Source organism: Maribacter halichondriae, from assembly GCF_027474825.1.
GTDB classification, from domain to species: Bacteria; Bacteroidota; Bacteroidia; order Flavobacteriales; family Flavobacteriaceae; genus Meishania; species Meishania halichondriae.
In genome coordinates this window covers 1,480,662-1,500,788 of record NZ_CP107030.1, presented here as the reverse complement: position 1 = coordinate 1,500,788, position 20,127 = coordinate 1,480,662, and the positions used below count along the sequence as shown (strand labels likewise).

The 20,127-nt window shown below is 41.8% G+C and carries 12 protein-coding genes and 4 pseudogenes; 8 read left to right on the top strand and 8 right to left on the bottom strand.

Features of this window, described 5'->3' with window-relative positions; translation table 11 throughout:
- Positions 1–155: 155 nt before the first annotated feature.
- Positions 156–1,052 carry a hypothetical protein gene (locus N8A86_RS06810; RefSeq protein ID WP_273568354.1) on the top strand — a complete coding sequence of 299 codons (897 nt, stop codon included), beginning with the start codon at positions 156–158 and terminating at the stop codon, positions 1,050–1,052.
- Positions 1,053–1,089: 37 nt separating this feature from the next.
- Positions 1,090–2,633, top strand: a pseudogene (locus N8A86_RS06805) (glycine--tRNA ligase).
- Here N8A86_RS06805 and N8A86_RS06800 read toward each other — a convergent pair.
- Together N8A86_RS06800 and N8A86_RS06795 are read right to left on the bottom strand one after the other, a co-directional pair.
- Complete coding sequence (locus N8A86_RS06800; protein ID WP_273568353.1) at positions 2,634–4,712, bottom strand: TonB-dependent receptor family protein; 2,079 nt, start codon at positions 4,710–4,712, stop codon at positions 2,634–2,636. It abuts the pseudogene before it with no gap.
- Between the two features lie 29 nt (positions 4,713–4,741).
- The gene (locus N8A86_RS06795; protein ID WP_273568352.1) at positions 4,742–5,260 is read right to left on the bottom strand and encodes a hypothetical protein; all 519 of its coding nucleotides are present in this window, start codon (positions 5,258–5,260) and stop codon (positions 4,742–4,744) included.
- Positions 5,261–5,363: 103 nt separating this feature from the next.
- Here N8A86_RS06795 and N8A86_RS06790 point away from each other — a divergent pair, with 103 nt between their 5' ends.
- The 3 genes and pseudogenes from N8A86_RS06790 to N8A86_RS06780 all read left to right on the top strand — a co-directional run bounded on the left by N8A86_RS06790 (position 5,364) and on the right by N8A86_RS06780 (position 9,247).
- Complete coding sequence (locus N8A86_RS06790; protein WP_273568351.1) at positions 5,364–7,307, top strand: glycoside hydrolase family 3 protein; 1,944 nt, start codon at positions 5,364–5,366, stop codon at positions 7,305–7,307.
- Between the two features lie 65 nt (positions 7,308–7,372).
- Positions 7,373–8,136, top strand: a pseudogene (locus N8A86_RS06785) (exodeoxyribonuclease III).
- Between the two features lie 71 nt (positions 8,137–8,207).
- A pseudogene (locus N8A86_RS06780) lies at positions 8,208–9,247 on the top strand (aldo/keto reductase).
- 104 nt (positions 9,248–9,351) lie between these two features.
- On the opposite strand, the gene radA reads toward N8A86_RS06780, so the two are convergent.
- The 6 genes and pseudogenes from radA to panC form a co-directional block, all read right to left on the bottom strand.
- Entirely contained in the window at positions 9,352–10,713 is a 1,362-nt protein-coding gene (gene radA / locus N8A86_RS06775) for a DNA repair protein RadA (RefSeq protein WP_273568350.1), read from the bottom strand.
- 222 nt (positions 10,714–10,935) lie between these two features.
- On the bottom strand, positions 10,936–11,544 hold the full coding sequence (locus tag N8A86_RS06770; protein WP_273568349.1) for a hypothetical protein: 609 nt from the start codon (positions 11,542–11,544) through the stop codon (positions 10,936–10,938).
- A 153-nt stretch (positions 11,545–11,697) separates the two neighbouring features.
- Positions 11,698–12,840 (bottom strand): alpha/beta hydrolase, encoded by a 1,143-nt coding sequence (locus N8A86_RS06765; protein ID WP_273568348.1) that lies wholly within the window; start codon positions 12,838–12,840, stop codon positions 11,698–11,700.
- A 187-nt stretch (positions 12,841–13,027) separates the two neighbouring features.
- Positions 13,028–13,992 (bottom strand): annotated as a pseudogene (locus N8A86_RS06760) (lysylphosphatidylglycerol synthase transmembrane domain-containing protein).
- Between the two features lie 3 nt (positions 13,993–13,995).
- Positions 13,996–14,346, bottom strand: coding sequence for an aspartate 1-decarboxylase (panD, locus tag N8A86_RS06755; RefSeq protein ID WP_273568347.1), 351 nt, complete (start codon positions 14,344–14,346; stop codon positions 13,996–13,998).
- Between the two features lie 82 nt (positions 14,347–14,428).
- A complete protein-coding gene (panC, locus tag N8A86_RS06750) occupies positions 14,429–15,274 on the bottom strand; it encodes a pantoate--beta-alanine ligase (RefSeq protein ID WP_273568346.1) in 846 nt (281 codons plus the stop codon).
- A 102-nt stretch (positions 15,275–15,376) separates the two neighbouring features.
- Between panC and N8A86_RS06745 the strand changes: the two genes are divergently transcribed.
- From N8A86_RS06745 to glmS, 3 genes are all read left to right on the top strand, one after another.
- On the top strand, positions 15,377–16,186 hold the full coding sequence (locus tag N8A86_RS06745) for a glycogen/starch synthase (RefSeq protein ID WP_273568345.1): 810 nt from the start codon (positions 15,377–15,379) through the stop codon (positions 16,184–16,186).
- A gap of 5 nt (positions 16,187–16,191) precedes the next feature.
- Positions 16,192–18,060, top strand: coding sequence for a DUF4270 domain-containing protein (locus N8A86_RS06740; protein WP_273568344.1), 1,869 nt, complete (start codon positions 16,192–16,194; stop codon positions 18,058–18,060).
- 182 nt (positions 18,061–18,242) lie between these two features.
- Positions 18,243–20,090 carry a glutamine--fructose-6-phosphate transaminase (isomerizing) gene (gene glmS, locus N8A86_RS06735; RefSeq protein ID WP_273568343.1) on the top strand — a complete coding sequence of 616 codons (1,848 nt, stop codon included), beginning with the start codon at positions 18,243–18,245 and terminating at the stop codon, positions 20,088–20,090.
- Positions 20,091–20,127 lie beyond the last annotated feature (37 nt).

Below are 20,127 nucleotides of genomic sequence, written 5' to 3'. Positions count from 1 at the left end.
GGTACAGATAAGGTACTCTCCTCTATTTAAATGAGCATTACATCCAAAACACACCCTGGGTAGTAGTACGGTGTTTATATCATTTAGTATATTTGAAAGTTTAGAGTGCATCGAATCTTATAACAATATTAACCTACAAAAGCCCGCTTGTTCCAATGGATGGTCAAGATAACAAATTCAACTACAAAGTAATCCTTGCTGCCTTGGTAGCAGTGATAATCGGTATTTTGATCGCCTTTTATTACAGCTATGCCCAAAGTCAGACTCAAATCAACTTTTTGGAGCAAGAGAAAGAACTATTGGTAAAAGACCTTACGCTGATGAAAGGCGATGTCGATAGGCTTTCAGCGCTCAATGAAGTGAACGAGATAGAATTACAAAGTTCGCGTTATCGTGTGCAAGAATTATTGGATTCCGTTGGTAAATTATCCTTCACTATTGAAAAACTTCGGGAATATAAAGGTGAGTTAAGAAGGCTGGAAGCCAAGAACGATAGTTTGAAATTGAAGAACAATTTCTTGAAATACAACAATCTTGTACTTACCGAAAAGTATGAAGAGACCAGAAAAAAAGTTGAAGAACTTAGGCTCAAGAATCAAAGTATAGCCGAGAACGAGGCATTGCAACGTGAACTAAGAAAAGAAATCGACAAAGAGCTCAAGACCAAGACCTATTTACAGATCAGTGCTCCTCTCGCCAATGGTATGAGACTTCGGGGCGATAGACCTATCATAACCAACAAGGCCTCGATTATTGAGAAATTAAGAGGCTGTGTTACTATTGTCGCCGACCCTACGGTTGCGAACGAACAACGGGTTATTTATTTCCAATTTTTAGACCCTGACAGAAAAATTATCGAAGACAATGCAAACACCATTTCAGTAAATGGTAATGTCTATAGTAAGCGCGTTGAGATTTTGACGACCGGACAAGATATGGAAACATGTGATTTTATTACATTGCCTGCAGGTTCATTAAGCTCAGGAACCTATGCCTTGAATATTTTCGAAAATGAGCGGTTACTTTCCAGTACAGAATTTGATTTAAAATAAATGAATACTTTTTGATGTAATATTCTATTTTTGCCGAATGGCAAAGCAAGATGACGATTTCAAGAAAGTGATTTCACATGCGAAGGAATACGGCTATGTATTTCAATCTAGTGAAATCTATGACGGATTAAGCGCTGTTTATGACTACGGCCAAAACGGTGCGGAACTCAAAAAAATATACGAGAATATTGGTGGCAGGCCATGGTGCAGCTCAATGATAATATTGTCGGCATTGACGCGGCAATATTCATGCATCCCACTATCTGGAAAGCTTCGGGCCATGTAGATGCTTTTAATGACCCCCTAATCGATAATAAGGATTCCAAAAAAAGATATCGCGCCGATGTATTAGTAGAGGACTATGTCGCTAAAATAGATGCCAAAATCGAAAAGGAAGTGGCAAAAGCGGCAAAACGGTTCGGTGATGCCTTTGATAAAAAACAGTTTTTGGAAACCAACCCACGTGTGGTCGAATACCAAAAGGAGGGGAAGGCCATTCTTCAGCGATTGGGCAAATCTCTGGAAAAAGAAGATTTGGCCGATGTCAAAAAACTCATTGAAGAATTGGAAATCGCCTGCCCCATGTCCGGCTCCAAAAATTGGACGGACGTCAAGCAGTTCAACCTTATGTTCGGCACAAAGTTGGGCGCCTCAGCCGAAAATGCGATGGATTTGTTTTTGAGACCCGAAACGGCACAAGGTATTTTCGTAAATTTTCTTAATGTTCAGAAGACCAGTCGTTTGAAGATTCCCTTCGGGATTGCCCAAACTGGTAAAGCGTTCCGTAATGAGATAGTCGCTCGACAGTTCATTTTTCGTATGCGTGAATTCGAACAGATGGAAATGCAATTTTTCATTCAACCCGGTACACAAAAAGAATGGTACGAATACTGGAAGGAAGCCCGAATGAAATGGCATCTTTCCCTTGGAATGGGAGAAGACAATTACCGTTTTCATGACCACGAGAAATTGGCACATTACGCCGATGCCGCCTCCGATATCGAATTTCGTTTTCCTTTTGGATTCAAAGAATTGGAAGGAATTCATTCCCGAACCGATTTCGACCTTTCGCAACATGAAGAATATAGTGGCAAAAAGTTACAATATTTCGATCATGAGACCCATGAGAGTTATGTACCTTATGTGCTAGAAACCTCCATTGGGCTTGACCGAATGTTCTTGACGGTTTTTTCGAATTCGTTGCGGGAAGAAGAACTCGAAAATGGAGCTTTTAGAACGGTATTGAAACTGCCTGCTGTGCTCGCTCCGACGAAGGCAGCGGTTTTTCCTCTAGTAAAAAAAGATGGATTGCCGGAATTGGCTAAAGAAATCATCAACGAACTGAAATGGGATTTTAACGTGCTCTACGATGAAAAGGATGCCGTAGGCCGCCGTTACCGAAGACAAGATGCCAACGGAACGCCCTTCTGTATAACAGTAGATCATCAAACTTTGGAAGACCAAACGGTAACGATTCGCCATCGCGATACCATGGAGCAGCAGCGTGTCGCTATTTCTGAATTAAGAGGGATTATTCACAAAGAAGTGGATATGAAGACTTGGTTGATGAAGATGGGGTAATCAAAACTGATAGCCGAACCGCATACTCATATAAAAATTCCGTTCGTCCCCTGGGTAAAAGTAACGAGGTTCGTTACCACCAAAACCAGAGGTGTTGATAAGCACCGATTGAGCATAAACCTTATTAAACAGATTGTTGACGCCAAGGTTATAATCAATCGTGAAGTGTTCTGAGAACTTATACCGATACCCCATTCGGGTGGTAAAAACGGTAAAAGGGTCGCTATACAAGGTATTGGCATCAGTAAGCGGAATTTCACTAACATGTTGATGGGTGGTGTTCCAATAGAAATCTTCGAAGAGCTGTAACTGAATACCTGAAGTTCTGCGTTGCTTGGGCACCCCTGTGAGTTCCTTTCCTGAAAAGTCTTCTCCACCGTCAATAAATTCTAAAAAACTATGGCCGGTCAAGGTGTAATTTACGAAAGGGCTTAGTTGTACTTTGGTGGATATATTCCATATATAACTCAACCCGATTTCCAATCCAAGGTGTCTTGTTTTGCCGGCATTTCTCCCTACGAATTGGTCATCGCCCACGCGTTCAGCTACCAGTAAGTTTTCAATGTTCATTTGGTAGACGGCCAGATTGATGTTGAATCTTCTTTCATCCAAATAGAGGATGGTCCCCAATTCGTAATTCGTACCGGTTTCTTGTGCAATATCAGGATTGATAACCCCATCGGGAGTCAAAGTTTCTTCCAAGGTCGGGTTCGAAAATCCGCGACTTACATTAAAATAGATTTGTTCATTTTCGGAAAACGCGTAGTTAAGGTTCAGGCTTGGTAAAACAATCGCCTTAAAATTTCTATCGGCACTTTTGTTATCGGTTGCGGTGTTGAAATTATCACGATAGTCGTATTGCGTTTTGTTGATATTAAGCCCAGCTTGAGCGTAGAATTTTTCTGTAATTGGAAGCAATAGTGTTCCAAAGGCGTTCCACTGGTTGCGAAATTCTTTGTTTTCGGCGAATTTGTCACCTTGAAGACTTCCGTTGCCATTATTTTCCTGATATAGATTTTCGAATTCGTCCCAGGTATATTCATCCTTATAGAGTTCTGCACCGAAGGTGTAATTCGCATTGGAATCCGAAAATCCAAAGTTTCCAGAGAAGCGAGTTCTTAGTCCGTATCCATTGGTATATTCATCCAAAATCCCGAAAGGTCTTGCTTCATAATGGTCTAGGTAGGAATAAAAAATACTGGTAGAGTTTTCAAACTTATTACCGAAAGTGTGATTGAAATTCAATCCCACCAAAGAATAATTATTGGTTTCGAAACCTTTTGAAACCCGCCATGTAAATGTCGCTTGACTGGGATCCTCAGCAAAAGCGGTTGCCCCCAAGGAACTAGGAATCTGAGCGGTATAATCTATATGATTGACCAATACACTGATTTTGTTCTTTGCATTAATTCGGTAGGAGGTATTAAGTAAAAATCCGTCACGCTCAAAGTTGCTATTCTGACGGTACCCATCGGTTTCGGTATGCCCATATTGCAGACCTACACGCAATTTTCCATCAAAATGATTGAAGGAAAGATTGTTTTTTAGCAAACCGAAAGTACCGACCGTGAAGTTGTTCGAAAAGTTGGTGGAAACGCCCAAAGCTTCCTTTGGATTAAGGATAATCGCTCCACCTAGATTCGATCCAAAAACTGTTCCTTTTGGCCCTTTGATAACTTCTATTTGACTCAAATTCTCTAAATCAAAAGCTTCGATTTCGGAAGACCCTGCTCCGTTCGTTATAGGGATGTCGTTGTAGTACATCCTTAACTTATTGGTTCCAAAAAGCGTTCGCGCCCCAATGCCTCGAACCGTGATGCGATTGGTATTCAGAGCTCCGGAAAAAACGTAGACTCCCGGAATTTGATTGATAGCCGAAACCGCCGAAACCGGGCTATAATTCTGAAAGACTTTGGCCGAAATGACTTCGGAGGGCACTAGACCTGTGGCATTTTTCTTTTTTAGGGCATCCAACAAAATCACTTCGTCCAATTGCGTGACAGTATCGTTCTGAACAGGATCTTGTGCGAGAACGGCAATCGTTCCAGATAAAAAAAGTAAAAGAAAAAATGCTTTCATGCCTTTGAGTAAGGCAGCAAAAATAAGGTTTAAAATCGGAACCCTAAGGAAACCCCACCGCGGAACATAAAGGTTTTTTGAAATTCTTTTGGATTGATATTTCGACCCAGACCGGCAGACATTTCAAAGGTAAGTTTCTCGCCGAAAGTTGACCATTTTCTGCCCAGTCCTAGGCCGATAGCAGTCGTGCTATAATCGTAATCACGGATCCCTAAATTATTGTCAAGATTATTTTGTCCTGTGTAGTAAAGTCCGAATGCTTCGGCAAACATCCCACTTTTGGGGCGGTATCCAAAATAGGCACGAAGATTGGGACCAATACCGAAGTTTCCTGCTTTTCCAAGAGCATCACCGTTGAAAAAGACCGTTCCCCCGATGCTCGTATCCGGTGTGAAATAATATTCGTAGGATCCCTCGACCGCAGTGGTCATTAAGAACCGGCCCATGTTGAAACGAATTTCATGATCATTATAGGAACGCTCGCGATAGGCCTGGGCATTAATTATATACCCGGTTAAAATCAAGGCAAGAAATATGAACTTTTTCATTATCAAAAATTTTGTGTTGTAAGGGGTAAATCAAATGTCATTCCAAAAATCGGGTATCATGGCGTTTTTATTTTTTAAATTGTACAAGGCTAAACCAATTCTTATGAAAAAATTCTTAAAAATTACGGGCAAAATCCTAGGGGGTTTGATCGTGATATTACTACTGACGTATTTGGTATTTTTTATTAAATGGAAAATTCAATCCTCTTCCAACATGAAATTGATAGGTGAAGAAACACCTACAATTACGGTGAATGGAAAAACTTTTCGAGACCTGAACAAAAATGGAAAGCTGGATATCTATGAGGATTCAAGAGCTCCTTTGGAAATTAGGGTAGAAGACCTTGTTTCCCAAATGCTTCTAGATGAAAAAGCCGGGCTTATGTGCGCTCATTTTCTGGCTATGGAAGAAGATGGGTCTCTACTCGAAATCCCCAGAATGGGCGACCCTTTTTCTTTTATGACAGAAAGTACTTCCAGCACATTGCTAAAGCACAAAATGAACCATGTGCAAAATCTTGGAGGATCGTCCGCAAGAAACTATGCGGCTTGGAACAACAATCTACAGAAACTGGCAGAACGTACACGCTTGGGAATTCCTGTAACTCTAATTTCAGACCCAAGACATGGCACTATGGCCATGCCTGGAGCGAGTGCCGAAGCCAAATGGATATCTGTATGGCCCTCCCAATTGGGCCTAGGAGCTATTGGCGATACGATTTTAGTACGTGAATTCGGAGATATTGCCCGACAGGAATATTTGGCTCTGGGAATCCGCCTAGCGCAACATCCCATGGCCGATATTGCCACAGACCCACGCTGGGCAAGGGTAAACGGTACTTTTGGCGAAGATGCCCATTTGAGTGCGGCACTCGCGAAAGCTTACATTTTGGGTTTCCAAGGAGACAGTCTCGGCACGAAGAGCATAGCCTGCCAGACCAAGCATTTTGCGGGTGGAGGCCCTCAGGAAGATGGTTGGGACGCGCATTTTTCAAATGGAAAGGGTCAGGTTTATCCAGGAAATAAGTTTGATTATCATCTAATTCCTTTCATTGAGGGTGCCTTTGCAGCCAAAACCGCGCAGATTATGCCATATTACGGAATACCCAAGGGTCAGGTCAAAGAGGAAGTAGGTTTTGCCTTCAGTAAGGAAATGATTCAGGATCTTTTAAGAGATTCTCTAAAATTTGATGGTGTTGTAGCAACCGATTGGGGCATTATTTCAGACATGGCAGTAAAAGAGGCCTCCGCTTGGGGTGCCGAACACTTGACCGAGAAGGAACGAGTGAAAAAAGTATTGGATGCAGGCTGCGACGTTTTTGGGGGAGAATATGTAACCGAGCATATTATCGATTTGGCGGAAAATGGCGAGCTTCCCGAATCACGAATCGATGTTTCGATAAGAAGGATCTTGAGGGACAAGTTCAGATTGGGTCTTTTTGATAATCCGTTTGTTGATTTGGAAAAGACTAGTATTGTTGGAAATCCCGAATTTGTCAAAAAAGGAAAAGAAGCGCAACGAAAATCAATGGTTTTATTGAAGAACGAAAATATACTCCCACTTTCTTCCGATAAGAAAATATACATCCACGGAATGACTCAATCTGGGTTGGCCGAAAAGTTTCCCCAAATCGTTGACGACATCGACGCCGCGGATGTGATTGTACAAAAATTACAGACACCGTCATCACCCCCGGAAGGAGGTGGACTCTTGGCGCGACTGATTCCCCAAGGTCGATTGGACTATCCCGAGGATGAAAAAGAGGACATACTGGAGCGCACCAATTCAAAACCTACGGTAACTGTATTTACGATAACCCGGCCTACTGTCGCACCTGAAATCAACGCGGCCAGCAAAGCGGTCATTGCCGATTTTGAATCACAAGATGAGATAATTCTAGAATTGATTTTCGGGAAATTCAAACCTACCGGAAAGCTTCCCATCGAGATTCCGTCGTCCATTGAAGCTGTCGAAAAGCAGTTGGAGGATGTACCCTATGATTCGGAAAATCCGATTTATAAATTTGGACAGGGATTATCCTATTAATTTAAAATCCAACTTGACATTCCTTTAAAAATAAGTCTCCCTATTTTCGGGAAAAATATCAAAAAGTGAAGATCGTATCCTATAACGTAAACGGCATCCGCGCAGCCTTGAACAAAGGTTTTATCGAATGGTTGCAAGCTGTAAACCCCGATGTGGTTTGTTTGCAGGAAATAAAGGCAATGGAGGAACAACTTGATCTCTCCATTTTTGAAGAAGCGGGGTATGGCAATAATTATTGGTTCAGTGCCCAAAAAAAGGATATAGTGGCGTGGCAATACTTTCCAGGAAAAAACCCGAGCACGTTGAAATGGGAACAGGAATCGATTACATGGATTTCGAAGGAAGAAATATCCGTGCCGATTATGGTGATGTTTCCGTAATGAGCATGTACTTGCCATCTGGAACCAATTTGGCAAGATTGGAGCATAAGCTCACCTATATGGCCGATTTTCAGAAATATGCGGATGAATTACGAAAAGAGCTTCCCAATCTTATCGTACTGGGCGATTATAATATCTGTCACGAGGCCATCGATATCCATAATCCTGTTGGGCTTAAGAATGTTTCCGGATTTTTGCCCGTCGAGCGGGAATGGATCGGTAACTTTATCAAAAGCGGGTTTATCGACAGCTTCCGGCATTTCAATGATGAGCCCCACAATTATACTTGGTGGAGTTACCGTGCCAATGCTAGAAACAATAATAAGGGTTGGCGTCTTGATTACGGAATGGTTTCTGAATCGCTGAAAGACCGATTAAAACGCTCAGTAATCTTATCTGAGGCAAGGCATAGTGATCATTGTCCGATTTTGGTCGAGGTTGAAAATTAATTCTCCATCCCGAAAAATATACGACTGATATATTTGTAAATTTGCCGTGAAATAAAGTCTCTTGCCAACCTATGGAATACACCAAACTGCCACATACCGATATAGAGGTCAGTAAAATCTGTCTGGGTACCATGACCTGGGGCAAACAGAATACCGAGGCGGAGGGCCATGAGCAAATGGATTACGCCCTAGATCAGGGAGTGAATTTTTTTGATTGTGCGGAGTTATATCCCGTTCCCGCCCATCCGGATCGGTATGCCGATACCGAGAAAATTATTGGGACTTGGTTCAAAAAATCAGGAAATCGCGATAAGGTAATCTTGGCTACCAAGATTATTGGCAAAGCCAGTTTTTCGAAGTTCATACGTGAAACGGGAATCAATCGTGAGTCGATCATCAATGCCGTCAATGCGAGTTTGGAACGGCTGCAGACCGATTATATCGATTTATATCAGTTGCATTGGCCGGATCGAAATACCAATTTCTTTGGAAAACGAGGCTATGAACATGATATTTCGGATCATTGGCAAGATAATATCCATCAAATACTTGAAACTTTTCGCGACTTGATACGCGAAGGGAAAGTTCGACATGTGGGTCTCTCGAATGAAACCCCTTGGGGGTAATGCGCTTTTTAGAAGAGAGTAAAGTACATGCGAGTTTGCCAAGGGTATCCACGATCCAGAACCCATACAACCTGCTCAACCGATTGTTCGAGGTCGGTAATGCAGAGGTTTCCCATCGGGAAAAAATAGGCTTGTTGGCTTATTCCCCATTAGGATTCGGAACCCTGACCGGAAAGTACCTTGGAGGCATGCAACCGGCAACCGCAAGAATCACCTTATTTCCGCAATACGATCGTTATAGTAGTGAAACTGCAATCAGGGCTACGGAGAAATATCACAAACTGGCACAAGACAACGATATTTCAATGACGCAAATGGCCTTGGCCTTTGTGAACAGTAGACCATTTTTGACGAGTAATATTATCGGTGCCACAAGTATGAAACAATTGCAAGAAAATATAGCGAGCATCGATACAAAATTAAGTGACGCGGTTTTGCAAGGTATCGAGGCGATTCATAATGAAATACCTAACCCTTCGCCCTAAAATAAAATTATGCTCTTTTTAAAAATCGGTTTTGGACAATTTGTCGTTATTCTAGGAGTGGTAATTATAATTTTGGTCATTGCCAGAATAATGAGGGACAAGCGCTAACCGAACAATCCTTCAACCACATCTTCGATTTTAGCGACCAAATGGACTTCGATTTTCGTATTCTTGAGTGCTATTTTATTTCTTTTGGAGACATATATAGAGGTGAAACCGAGTTTTTCGGCTTCCAAAATGCGTTGCTCCACACGTTGTACGGGACGAATTTCTCCTGCTAATCCAACCTCGGCCGCAAAACAAATTCCCTTTTCAATTGGAATATCTTCGTTACTGGAAAGAATGGCCGCAATAACCGCCAGGTCGATGGCGGGATCATCAACGGAAATGCCTCCGGTAATGTTCAAGAAAACGTCTTTGGCCCCGAGTTTGAAGCCCGCTCTTTTTTCGAGAACGGCCAACAACATATTGAGGCGTTTGGCATTATAACCGGTTGCCGAACGTTGTGGAGTGCCATAGACTGCGGTGCTGACCAAGGCCTGTATTTCTATAAGTAAAGGCCGCATGCCCTCAACTGTTGAGGCAATGGCGGTGCCGCTCAGACCTTCATCATTTTTGGAAATCAAAATCTCTGACGGATTGTTCACCTCCCGTAAACCGCTGCCCTGCATTTCATAAATACCAAGTTCGGCGGTCGAACCGAATCGGTTTTTGAGCGCTCGAAGAATGCGGTACACATAATTTCGGTCACCTTCGAACTGTAGGACAGTATCGACCATATGCTCCAAAATCTTGGGTCCTGCGATGGAACCATCTTTGGTAATATGGCCAATCAATATAACGGGAGTGTTGGTCTCCTTCGCGAATTTTATCAATTCCGCTGTGCACTCCCGAATTTGTGAAATACTTCCCGCCGCCGATTCAATATAATCGGAATGCAAGGTCTGAATGGAATCAATAACTACAATATCAGGCTCGGTGGCCTCGATCTGTTGAAAGATATTCTGTGTTTTTGTCTCCGTGAGGATAAAACAGTTTTCACTGTTCGGATGAATACGATCCGCCCTCATTTTTATTTGCTTTTGACTCTCCTCCCCAGAAACATAAAGTGTCTTGTAAGGAAGCTTTAACGCAATCTGTAGCAACAACGTACTTTTTCCGATACCGGGTTCGCCGCCCAATAACACCAATGATCCTGGAACCAGACCACCTCCCAAGACCCGATTGAATTCAAGGTCGTATGCGTTGAGCCGCAATTCTTTTTCGGTGCTTATTTCTTGGATTCGTAAAGGTTTGGCAATTTTTTTGCTGGTATTCGACGGAGTTTTCCAACCTGATTTTTCCTCTTTTTGAATGACCTCTTCGACTACGGTGTTCCATTCCTTACACGCTGAACACTGCCCCACCCATTTCGCATATTGGGTACCGCAGTTTTGACAGAAAAAAGCTGTTTTGGTTTTGGCCATTCCTAATTTATACAGGTCAGGCGATAAAGATAAAACTTTGTTGGGGATGTGGTGCCTCAAAGTCGGGAGACTTTGCGGAGCGATTTATGAGTTGAGAAGTTTATATAAGAGAATTGTCCCCTTGAGGGGACCTTAGGGGTGTTCGTTACGTGATGTAGAAAGTTTCTTTGCTTGCTCGGTACGCCACGAGTCAGAGACTAGCAGGAGCGTGGGGCGGTATAATTAATCACATGTACTGTTATAATAATCGACTATTCTTCTCATATCATATTTAGTGAATTCGTGATTAGAAATTTTCTCAACCAAATTCGGACAATCCTTAAAATACTCCGTAGTGGTCTCCTTAAAATTTTTGGAAATTAGTTTTAAAGAGCTTAAATAGGTTGCCGTGTCTTCGTCATTCTTTTTAACGTAAATATCTTTTTTGGCAGAGGAAGAGACATTTTGAAAGCCTCCTTCGCCTGGACCGTTACCACCTATCCTTGTGCTAGAATTTTGACCTCTGATTAGATAATATAAACTCACTTTTCCTGTTTGAAGTTGCTTAAGCACCTTTGGTTCTTTTTTATTGGAAAGTTTCATATAAACATAGGTAACAGCTTCAGGTTCTTCATAGATTTTTAAACTGTCCAGACCCGCGAAGTGATAAAGAACAGGGGTACTCCTTTTATCTAATTGAAATTTCACAAATGATTTATTGTGAATTTTTCCTAACCCTTCTTTTACTGTTCCATCTTTAAAGAATAATACAGCTTTTTTGTTTTGAGCATTGGAAATGAAAACTGTTAGGAAAGTTAATATGAGCGGCGAGTATATAAGGAGTTTATTCATTCAGAGGAAAATTAAAATGGGGTTAAGTTTTTTAGAATTTGGTGCTTGGAATTTGGAATTTTACAGCCAGTAGGTCTCGACTGCGCTCGACCGGACAGGCCTTATAAACCGCTCCGCAAAGTCTCCCGACTTTGATGGCACGACACTCATTAGTTAAAACCCAAAATCCGCCTTCAAGGCATCGATTTTTTCGAGTGCCATTTCTTTGGTCAAGAAATCGATTTCGTCCATACCGAACGATTTTTCGAAGGTTTTCAAAGCCTTTTTGGGCTCCCCTATCTGTTCATAGTATTCACCCTCGAAGTAGAAGCCCAACATCGTGCCTGGGAATTCCCTTTTGCACAAATCTGACAAGGGTTTTAACGATTCGGTATCCTCTTTTTTGCGAATGCCCGCGTAGATTGCCATCACATCATTGAGGTCAACGCCCTTTTGAAAACCAAAGAGGTCCTCAATACCTTTGTATTTATTTTCCAAATAAGCAAAAACCGGTTCTTCCGATGTTAAGATCTGCGTCTTATATTCTTTCGGACTTATCGGTTTGAACATTCCGAAGATATTGTCAAAGGCCTTTCCGATGCCGTATGTGGCGATAGAAATATGGTCGGCGGTAGGGTATTCGTCTAAATAATAGTGCAACGATTCTTTGTTGATGGCCTTGATGGATTTGTCCATGGCCATGATTTTTGGGGTATTGTTGTTTTGCTCTCCCTCCAAAATGACTTGATAGAAAATTTGTTTGTCGAACTTACTTAAACGTTCAGGGACACGGGTTTCCATCTCAGGAGCTAAGTCCGGAGAAATATTGATATAAGCATTGAACAACGAATTATCCTTGAACAACCAATAGTTCATAAAGTTGGCGGTAATATCGTAGCCCACGATCATTTTAAACGGTGCGGTGCTGTAGTTTAAATCTAAGTACGGAATGATTTCCATTCCCAAGAACTCAAAAAACTTTTTTCCTTTTTCAGATGGGAGTCCGGTTTCCTTGTCCCATGCGCAATCGTCCAAACGAATACTGTTCTTGCTCTGGTGTACCCCAACAACAATGCTTTGTGGCATGCCATGAAACTGGCTATAGAATTTGGCATTGGCGACGACCTGATCAAAAAGATAATCGCCATCGAGAACCACAATAAGCGGGTATTTTTTCTCCTTGTCATAATCTTCGGGAAAGTAATAGCTAACATCCCTGCGCTCCTGTAGTTTGAACGATTCAAAAATTTCTTTGGTGACCTGTGCGTTCAATGCGAAGCAAAGGCTGAATGCGAGGAGGGTAAAAATCCGTTTCATGGTACTGTTTTTGACGATACGAGAAACTATTTGGAAACATGTTGATTATTTTCTTATGCCTCTTTTTGCGCCCTACTTCGTTAAAATTTTTAACCATAGCTTGGGCTATGCTTAAAAATTTTGCCTCGTTAGGCATCAAAAATAACCTATAAAAAATCTAATCACACATTTCCAAATAGTTTCTGAGCTATCGGTTTCTGTTCCATAACGGTAATACCAGAAAGGATATTGCACCAAAAACAACGATCATCAAGGTTTGCGATATCCACATGATCCACCCAAATGCATCACCTGATACCGCACTAATGCCGAAAATGGCCAAGGCCTTACTTACGGCAATGGGGTAAAGACCGATTCCGCCATTGGTGGTGGCCATGGCAAAAGCCCCGGCTACAAAGGCCACCATCAATTGGCTCAATGAAAGTTCCATAGTCTCGGGCACGGTAAATTTAATGACCCAGAGCATACCGATATAACAGCCCCAAATGAATAAGGTGTGGAATACGAATGCCCATTTATGCTTCATTTTAAAAATACTCAGAACGCCGTCTATTAGCCCTTTTATAAACCCCTTGATCTTTACCGCAAATCTATGGTTAGATTTTTTGATGAACATCATGAAAATTGTAAGACCCAAAAGTCCGATACCAAGTAGCAAAAGTATCTTGCTTATGGGGAGACCCATGTCGTGCAAATAGCCTAAGATGATGTCTGTATGAAGAAAGAAGGTAGTTACGATAATTGTCAAAAGCATAATGACGTCGACGACCCTTTCGGTAATAATGGTTCCGAACCCTTTTTCAAACGGGACATCCTCGTAAGTGGCCAATGCCGTTGCTCTTAGAAATTCGCCTGCCCTTGGAGGAATCAAGTTGGCAAAATAAGACAACAAAATAATAAGAATATTATTACTGAGCTTGGGTTTATATCCCAAAGGTTCCAATAAATAATTCCAGCGAATGGCGCGAGATACATGTGCTAAAACACCCAGAAGAATCGAAATACTCACCCAAAACAGATCGGCTTGTTTTATATAGTACAATATTTGTTTTCGGTCTGTCGTAGTGGTGGTACTAAACCAGTACCAAACTAAAAAACTCCCAATGCAATTGGAAGTATGGTCTTTAAGGCCTTTTTAAGTCGGTCGTTCAAAATTTAGTTCAAGAGGTTGTTCTCTTCGTTCGGGAATACCAATGAAGGGTTGAATGTTTTGGCCTCCTCGATATCCATTCTGGCATACGATATCAAAATAAGAACGTCACCCACAGCAACGCGCCTTGAGGCAGCACCGTTCAAGGTTATTTCGCCGCTTCCGCGGGGTCCGGGAATGGCATAGGTTTCCAAACGTTCGCCATTGTTGTTGTTGACAATCTGTACTTTTTCACCTTGTACAAGGTTCGCGGCATCCATCAAGTCTTCATCAATGGTTATACTTCCTATATAATTAAGATCGGCACCCGTCACTTTGACACGGTGGATCTTTGATTTTACAACTTCGATTTGCATGGGGCAAAGGTAGTATTTTTTGCCAATCGCCATACGCTACGCACCTTTCGTAAAACGCGAATAGCCTACGGTGATTCGCCTGTTAGTTAAGGGCAATGTTATCGATAAGCCTGACATCGTCGGCATATACGGCAACGAACGCCCGATATTTTCTATTTTTCAGTTTTCTAAGGGTCGGGGTCAACGTTTCGATATCGGTTATTTCAATATACTCCAACCTGAGATCTTCACGTTTTTCAAATTGTTTTCTGACCCATTCCTTGACATAAGTAGCACTTTCTGTGCCAAATCGTTTTTTGGCAGCTTTCAGGGTTTTATATATAAATCCGGCTTCTTTTCTAAGGTTTTTAGAGAGCCTTTCATTACGTGAGCTTAGGGCGAGTCCGTTAGCTTCCCTGACAATTGGGCAGCCAATAATGTCGACTGGAATACGATGCTTTTCCACCAATTTCTTGATAATCTGTAATTGTTGAAAATCCTTTTCCCCGAAATAGGCGCGGTCGGGCCCGACCAATCGCAATAAGGTCTCAACTATAGTGCCGACACCATCGAAATGATCTTCCCTAAAAGCACCTTCCATAACTTTATCAAGACCATCGAAATGATAGGTTTTGGAAGAAACATCCTTCGCATAAATTTCTTCGATGGAAGGAGCAAATACGACAATATCGTTTGAAACCTGATCAAGCAGGGCAATATCGGCTTTCAAGGTTTTCGGGTATTTTTTAAGGTCTTCGGCGTTGTTGAACTGGGTAGGGTTGACGAAAATGGTAACCAACACCTTGTCGTTCTCTGATAGTGCCTTTCTTACCAAGGCCATATGCCCTTGATGTAGTGCGCCCATGGTGGGCACAAGTCCTAACCCATATCCTTTTTGAAATGAAGATAGTGTCGATTTTAACGCTTTTCGGGTTTTTAATACCTGCATTATTTTCAGTTAAGGCCAGCAAACTTACTATAATTACGGCTAATCTGCATAATTTTTGTAATTTTGCAATTCCGTTTGCGCGGTTAACAAAATATAGCTTTTATGAATGGTAAAAAGATATTGTTTGTATCTTCAGAATTAGTACCCTACCTACCAGAAAACGAAGTTTCCTTAATGTCATACGAAACCCCGAGAATGGTCAACAGCAATGGTGGCCAGATCAGGATATTCATGCCAAGGTACGGAAACATCAATGAGCGCAGGCACCAGCTTCATGAGGTTATACGCTTATCGGGAATGAACCTTGTTATCAACGATATGGACATGCCCTTAATTATTAAAGTGGCCTCCATACCAAGGGAACGTATTCAGGTTTATTTTATCGACAACGATGAGTATTTTAAGAGAAAGGCGACTTTTTCAGATGTTGATGGAAATCTTTTCCCCGATAATGATCAGCGTGCCATATTTTTTGCGAAAGGGGTGGTAGAGACGGTGAAAAAGCTTAATTGGACTCCTGATATTATTCATGTTCATGGTTGGATGGCCTCATTATTGCCCTTATACTTGAAGAAATATTACGCCGATGAACCTTTGTTCGCAGACAGTAAGATTGTCATTTCTGTGTATGGTAGCTCCTTTGAAGGAGAATTGGATAATACGATGATCGATAAAATAGCTTTTGATGGTATTGATAAAGACACTATAGCCCCATTGGGCCAACCTAGCTATAATAATTTGTTAAAAGTAGCGGTAGATCACTCCGATGCAATTATTTTAGCCTCGGAAGAGATTCCCGAAGATTTACAAAAACATATTTCCAACCTTGAAAAACCTGTGTTGCCATACGTTTCTCTACAAGAATTTGAGGAAGCCTATGCAAATTTTTATAACACTCAAGTTTTAAAATAATCTAAATGACTTTTTTAAATAGATTCAAACTTTCTGCCTTGGCAGGAATTTTACTCGTGTTGGTATTGATTTCATGCGAAAAAGACCCGACCATTATTGGCGCGGGCGTTATTGGAGGAGAGCCTTTTACAACTGGTACAGAGTCTTTTGATGTTTTTGCCTTTAACAAAAAAATAGAGGCCGTTCGAACAAATAGGTTGCCGGTCTATCAATTGGGCGCATTTAATGATCCTATTTATGGAAGAACAGAGGCGCGAATCACCGCACAATTACTTTTTCCGACCGGCACTGCCAACCCGACTTTCGGAAATTTTTCCCAGGCCACCGAAGACAATGCAGAAAACGATGCGAGCAACACCACCGTTAAAGAGAATGAGACCGTAGTCAGTGTTTTGTTGCACATTCCTTATTTGACAAGCGATGCCAGTCTTCGCGATAGTGATAATGATGGTGTTGATGACGAATTCGAAAGAACAGCTGAGGACGTCAACAACGCAAATAGCGATTATGATCTTGATGGGTTGACCGATATACAGGAGAAGACCAGTGGCACCGACCCTTTTAACGAAGATACCGATGGTGATGGCATTAAGGATGGCGAAGACCCTGATACCATAAAAAATACCTTTCCAAAGAAATTTGATCTCGACAGTATTTACGGGCCAAATATTATGGACGACCTAGAAGACTCCTTCAAGGTCAAAGTGGAACGATCCACCTATTTCTTGCGTGACCTAGATCCAAGTGCCAATTTCGAAGAGGCGCAGGCATATTACTCGAACCAATCTTTTTCTCCAACATTTGTTTCGGAAGTATTGAATGATGGTGATGGCGAAGTGATTATCAGTAACCAAGAAACGGTATTCTTAATCGAAGAAGATGATCCGGATACCGCGGTCGACGAAACAGGTCAGGTAAAAAAACGTTTTGAACCAGGAATTCTAGTTCCACTGAGCAATATTTTCTTTCAACAGAATATATTGGATAAAGAGGGTAGTAGCGAATTATTGAGTCAGGCGAATTTCAATGATTTTCTTAGAGGCATTCATTTGTCTTTGGAAGCTATGGAAGATACCATGGTCTTATTGAATTTGGCGCAGGCCACAATTACCATTACTTATACCTATGATAGTGCGAATACCGATGGTGTTGCGCCAGCTACGCCAGCAGAAAGTGAATTTATCTTTTCTTTATTGCGATTTCAGAATGGTTTTTACACGGGTAATGCGGTGAATACCTTTGTGAACGACAATTTTCCGTCGGATATCGCCGACAAGATGGATACCAATGAAAATGCCGATAAAATATTTTTAAAAGGAGGCGCGGGATCCTACGCAGAAATCAAACTTTTTGGTGAAGATGATGTACAGGCCAATGCTGTAATCGACCAGATCAAGGCAAATAATTGGATCATAAACGAAGCGAATTTGGTGTTCTATGTAGATAGTTCTAGTCTTCCGGCAGAAACCGTTCAACCTCCTAGGTTATACGTATATAATGCGGAAACCGCCGAATTTCTGTTTGATGCAGCTACCGACGCGACACCATCAGGCACACCTTCCCTTCGTCTGTTTCCTCAATACGATGGTCTATTGCAGAGCGATACCGATGGTCAAAAATATAGGGTTAGGATTACCAATCATCTTAATGATATTATTTTGCGCGATGAAGCGAACGCAACCTTGGGGGTGATGATTACCCCTGATATCAATCTTGTAGGTTCGATGATGGCTACATTGGCCGATCCTGAAGAGAATGAAAAAGACCTTCCCTTGGCTTCTACTATAAGCCCGTTGGGCACCATATTGTTCGGAAGCAATACCGCTTCCGCCAAAAAGCTAAAACTGGAGATTTCGTATACAAAGTCGAATTAAATCCATTTTTTCTTGTAGTTCAAAAGGTATATGGAAAGGTCTTCCGAAGATTTTACAAAAGTATTTTCAAATTGGCATACCACTTGCAGAAATTCTACGTTTTATATCCAAGTTTAAGAGGGTTGGCTTTGATAGTTTTACTTTTACCTTCCATGAGCCAACCAAAAAAGAAATAATAGCATATGTGTGGAATAGTAGGTTATATTGGGCATCGCGATGCCTATCCCATAATTATAAAAGGATTACAGCGTCTTGAATATCGGGGCTATGACAGCGCCGGTGTAGCACTGTACGATGGTAGTCAAATTAATCTTTCCAAGACCAAGGGCAAAGTAGAAGATTTGATAGGCAAATCGGAGAAGAGCATTTCCTTAAAAGGTACGTTGGGTATCGGGCACACGCGTTGGGCGACCCATGGTGTTCCAAACGATGTAAATTCGCATCCGCATTATTCGAATTCTGGGGATTTGGTAATCATTCACAACGGAATTATTGAAAACTACGAGTCCATAAAGAAAGAGTTGACCAAAAGAGGGTATATTTTCCATTCTGATACAGATACGGAAGTATTGGTAAATCTAATCGAGGAGGTCAAAAAAACTGAAGACGTCAAACTGGGCAAGGCTGTCCAGATTGCGCTGAATCAAGTCGTCGGAGCATATGCCATTGCCGTTTTTGATAAACAAAAACCTGACGAGATAGTGGTTGCAAAATTAGGTAGTCCCTTGGCTATCGGAGTTGGTGAAAATGAATTTTTCATTGCCTCCGATGCCTCACCTTTTATAGAATTCACGAACAATGCCATATATCTTGAAGATGAAGAAATGGCCATCGTGAGATTGGGCAAGGAAATCAAATTGCGTAAGATCAAAGATGACGCCATAGCCTATCCGAATATCTTGGAGCTTAAGATGAATCTGGAAGAAATTGAAAAAGGGGGTTATGATCATTTCATGCTCAAGGAAATTTATGAGCAACCGCGTGCGATTTTAGATACCTATCGTGGCCGTCTATTGGCCGACCAGGGCATCATTCGTATGGCGGGCATCGATCAGCATTTGGAGAAATTCATGAACGCACAGCGCATTATTATTGTTGCTTGCGGAACCTCATGGCACGCCGGATTGGTAGCCGAATATATTTTTGAAGATTTGGCGCGCATACCGGTCGAAGTCGAATATGCTTCTGAGTTTCGTTATCGAAACCCGGTCATCACCGATAAAGATGTATTGATTGCCATTTCGCAATCTGGTGAAACAGCCGATACCTTGGCTGCTATAAAATTGGCCAAAGAAAAAGGGGCTTTCGTTTTTGGAGTATGCAATGTCGTAGGTTCGTCAATTGCGCGTGAAACCGATGCAGGTGCCTACACCCATGCCGGGCCAGAAATCGGCGTTGCCTCTACAAAGGCATTTACTACTCAAATTACGGTATTGACCCTTGTGGCTTTAAAGTTGGCGAAGGAGAAAGGTGTTTTCTCCGATTCGAAATTCCATGAATTCTTGACCGAATTGGAGACCATTCCCGCAAAAGTAGAAAAGGCTTTGTTGACCAATCCGTTGGTCGAGATCATAGCCGAAGTCTATAAAGACTCTACCAACTGTCTCTATTTAGGAAGGGGCTATAATTTTCCGGTGGCCTTGGAAGGTGCATTGAAGCTAAAGGAAATCAGTTACATTCATGCAGAGGGCTATCCTGCGGCCGAAATGAAACACGGTCCGATTGCCTTGATTGATGAACAAATGCCTGTATTTGTAATTGCCACAAAGAAAGGGCATTACGAAAAGGTTGTCAGTAACATTCAAGAGATCAAATCTAGAAAAGGAAAGATTATCGCCATTGTCACCGAAGGCGATGAGCAGGTTACGGATCTTGCCGACCATGTTATTGAAGTTCCGGAAACGTTCGAAAGTCTTACACCTTTGTTAACAACGATTCCCTTACAGTTATTATCCTATCATATTGCGGTAATGAGGGGTTGTAATGTTGACCAACCCCGAAATTTAGCGAAGTCTGTTACCGTGGAATAATCCAACGAAATAAAATTTGTAAAAGGCCCCTGAAATC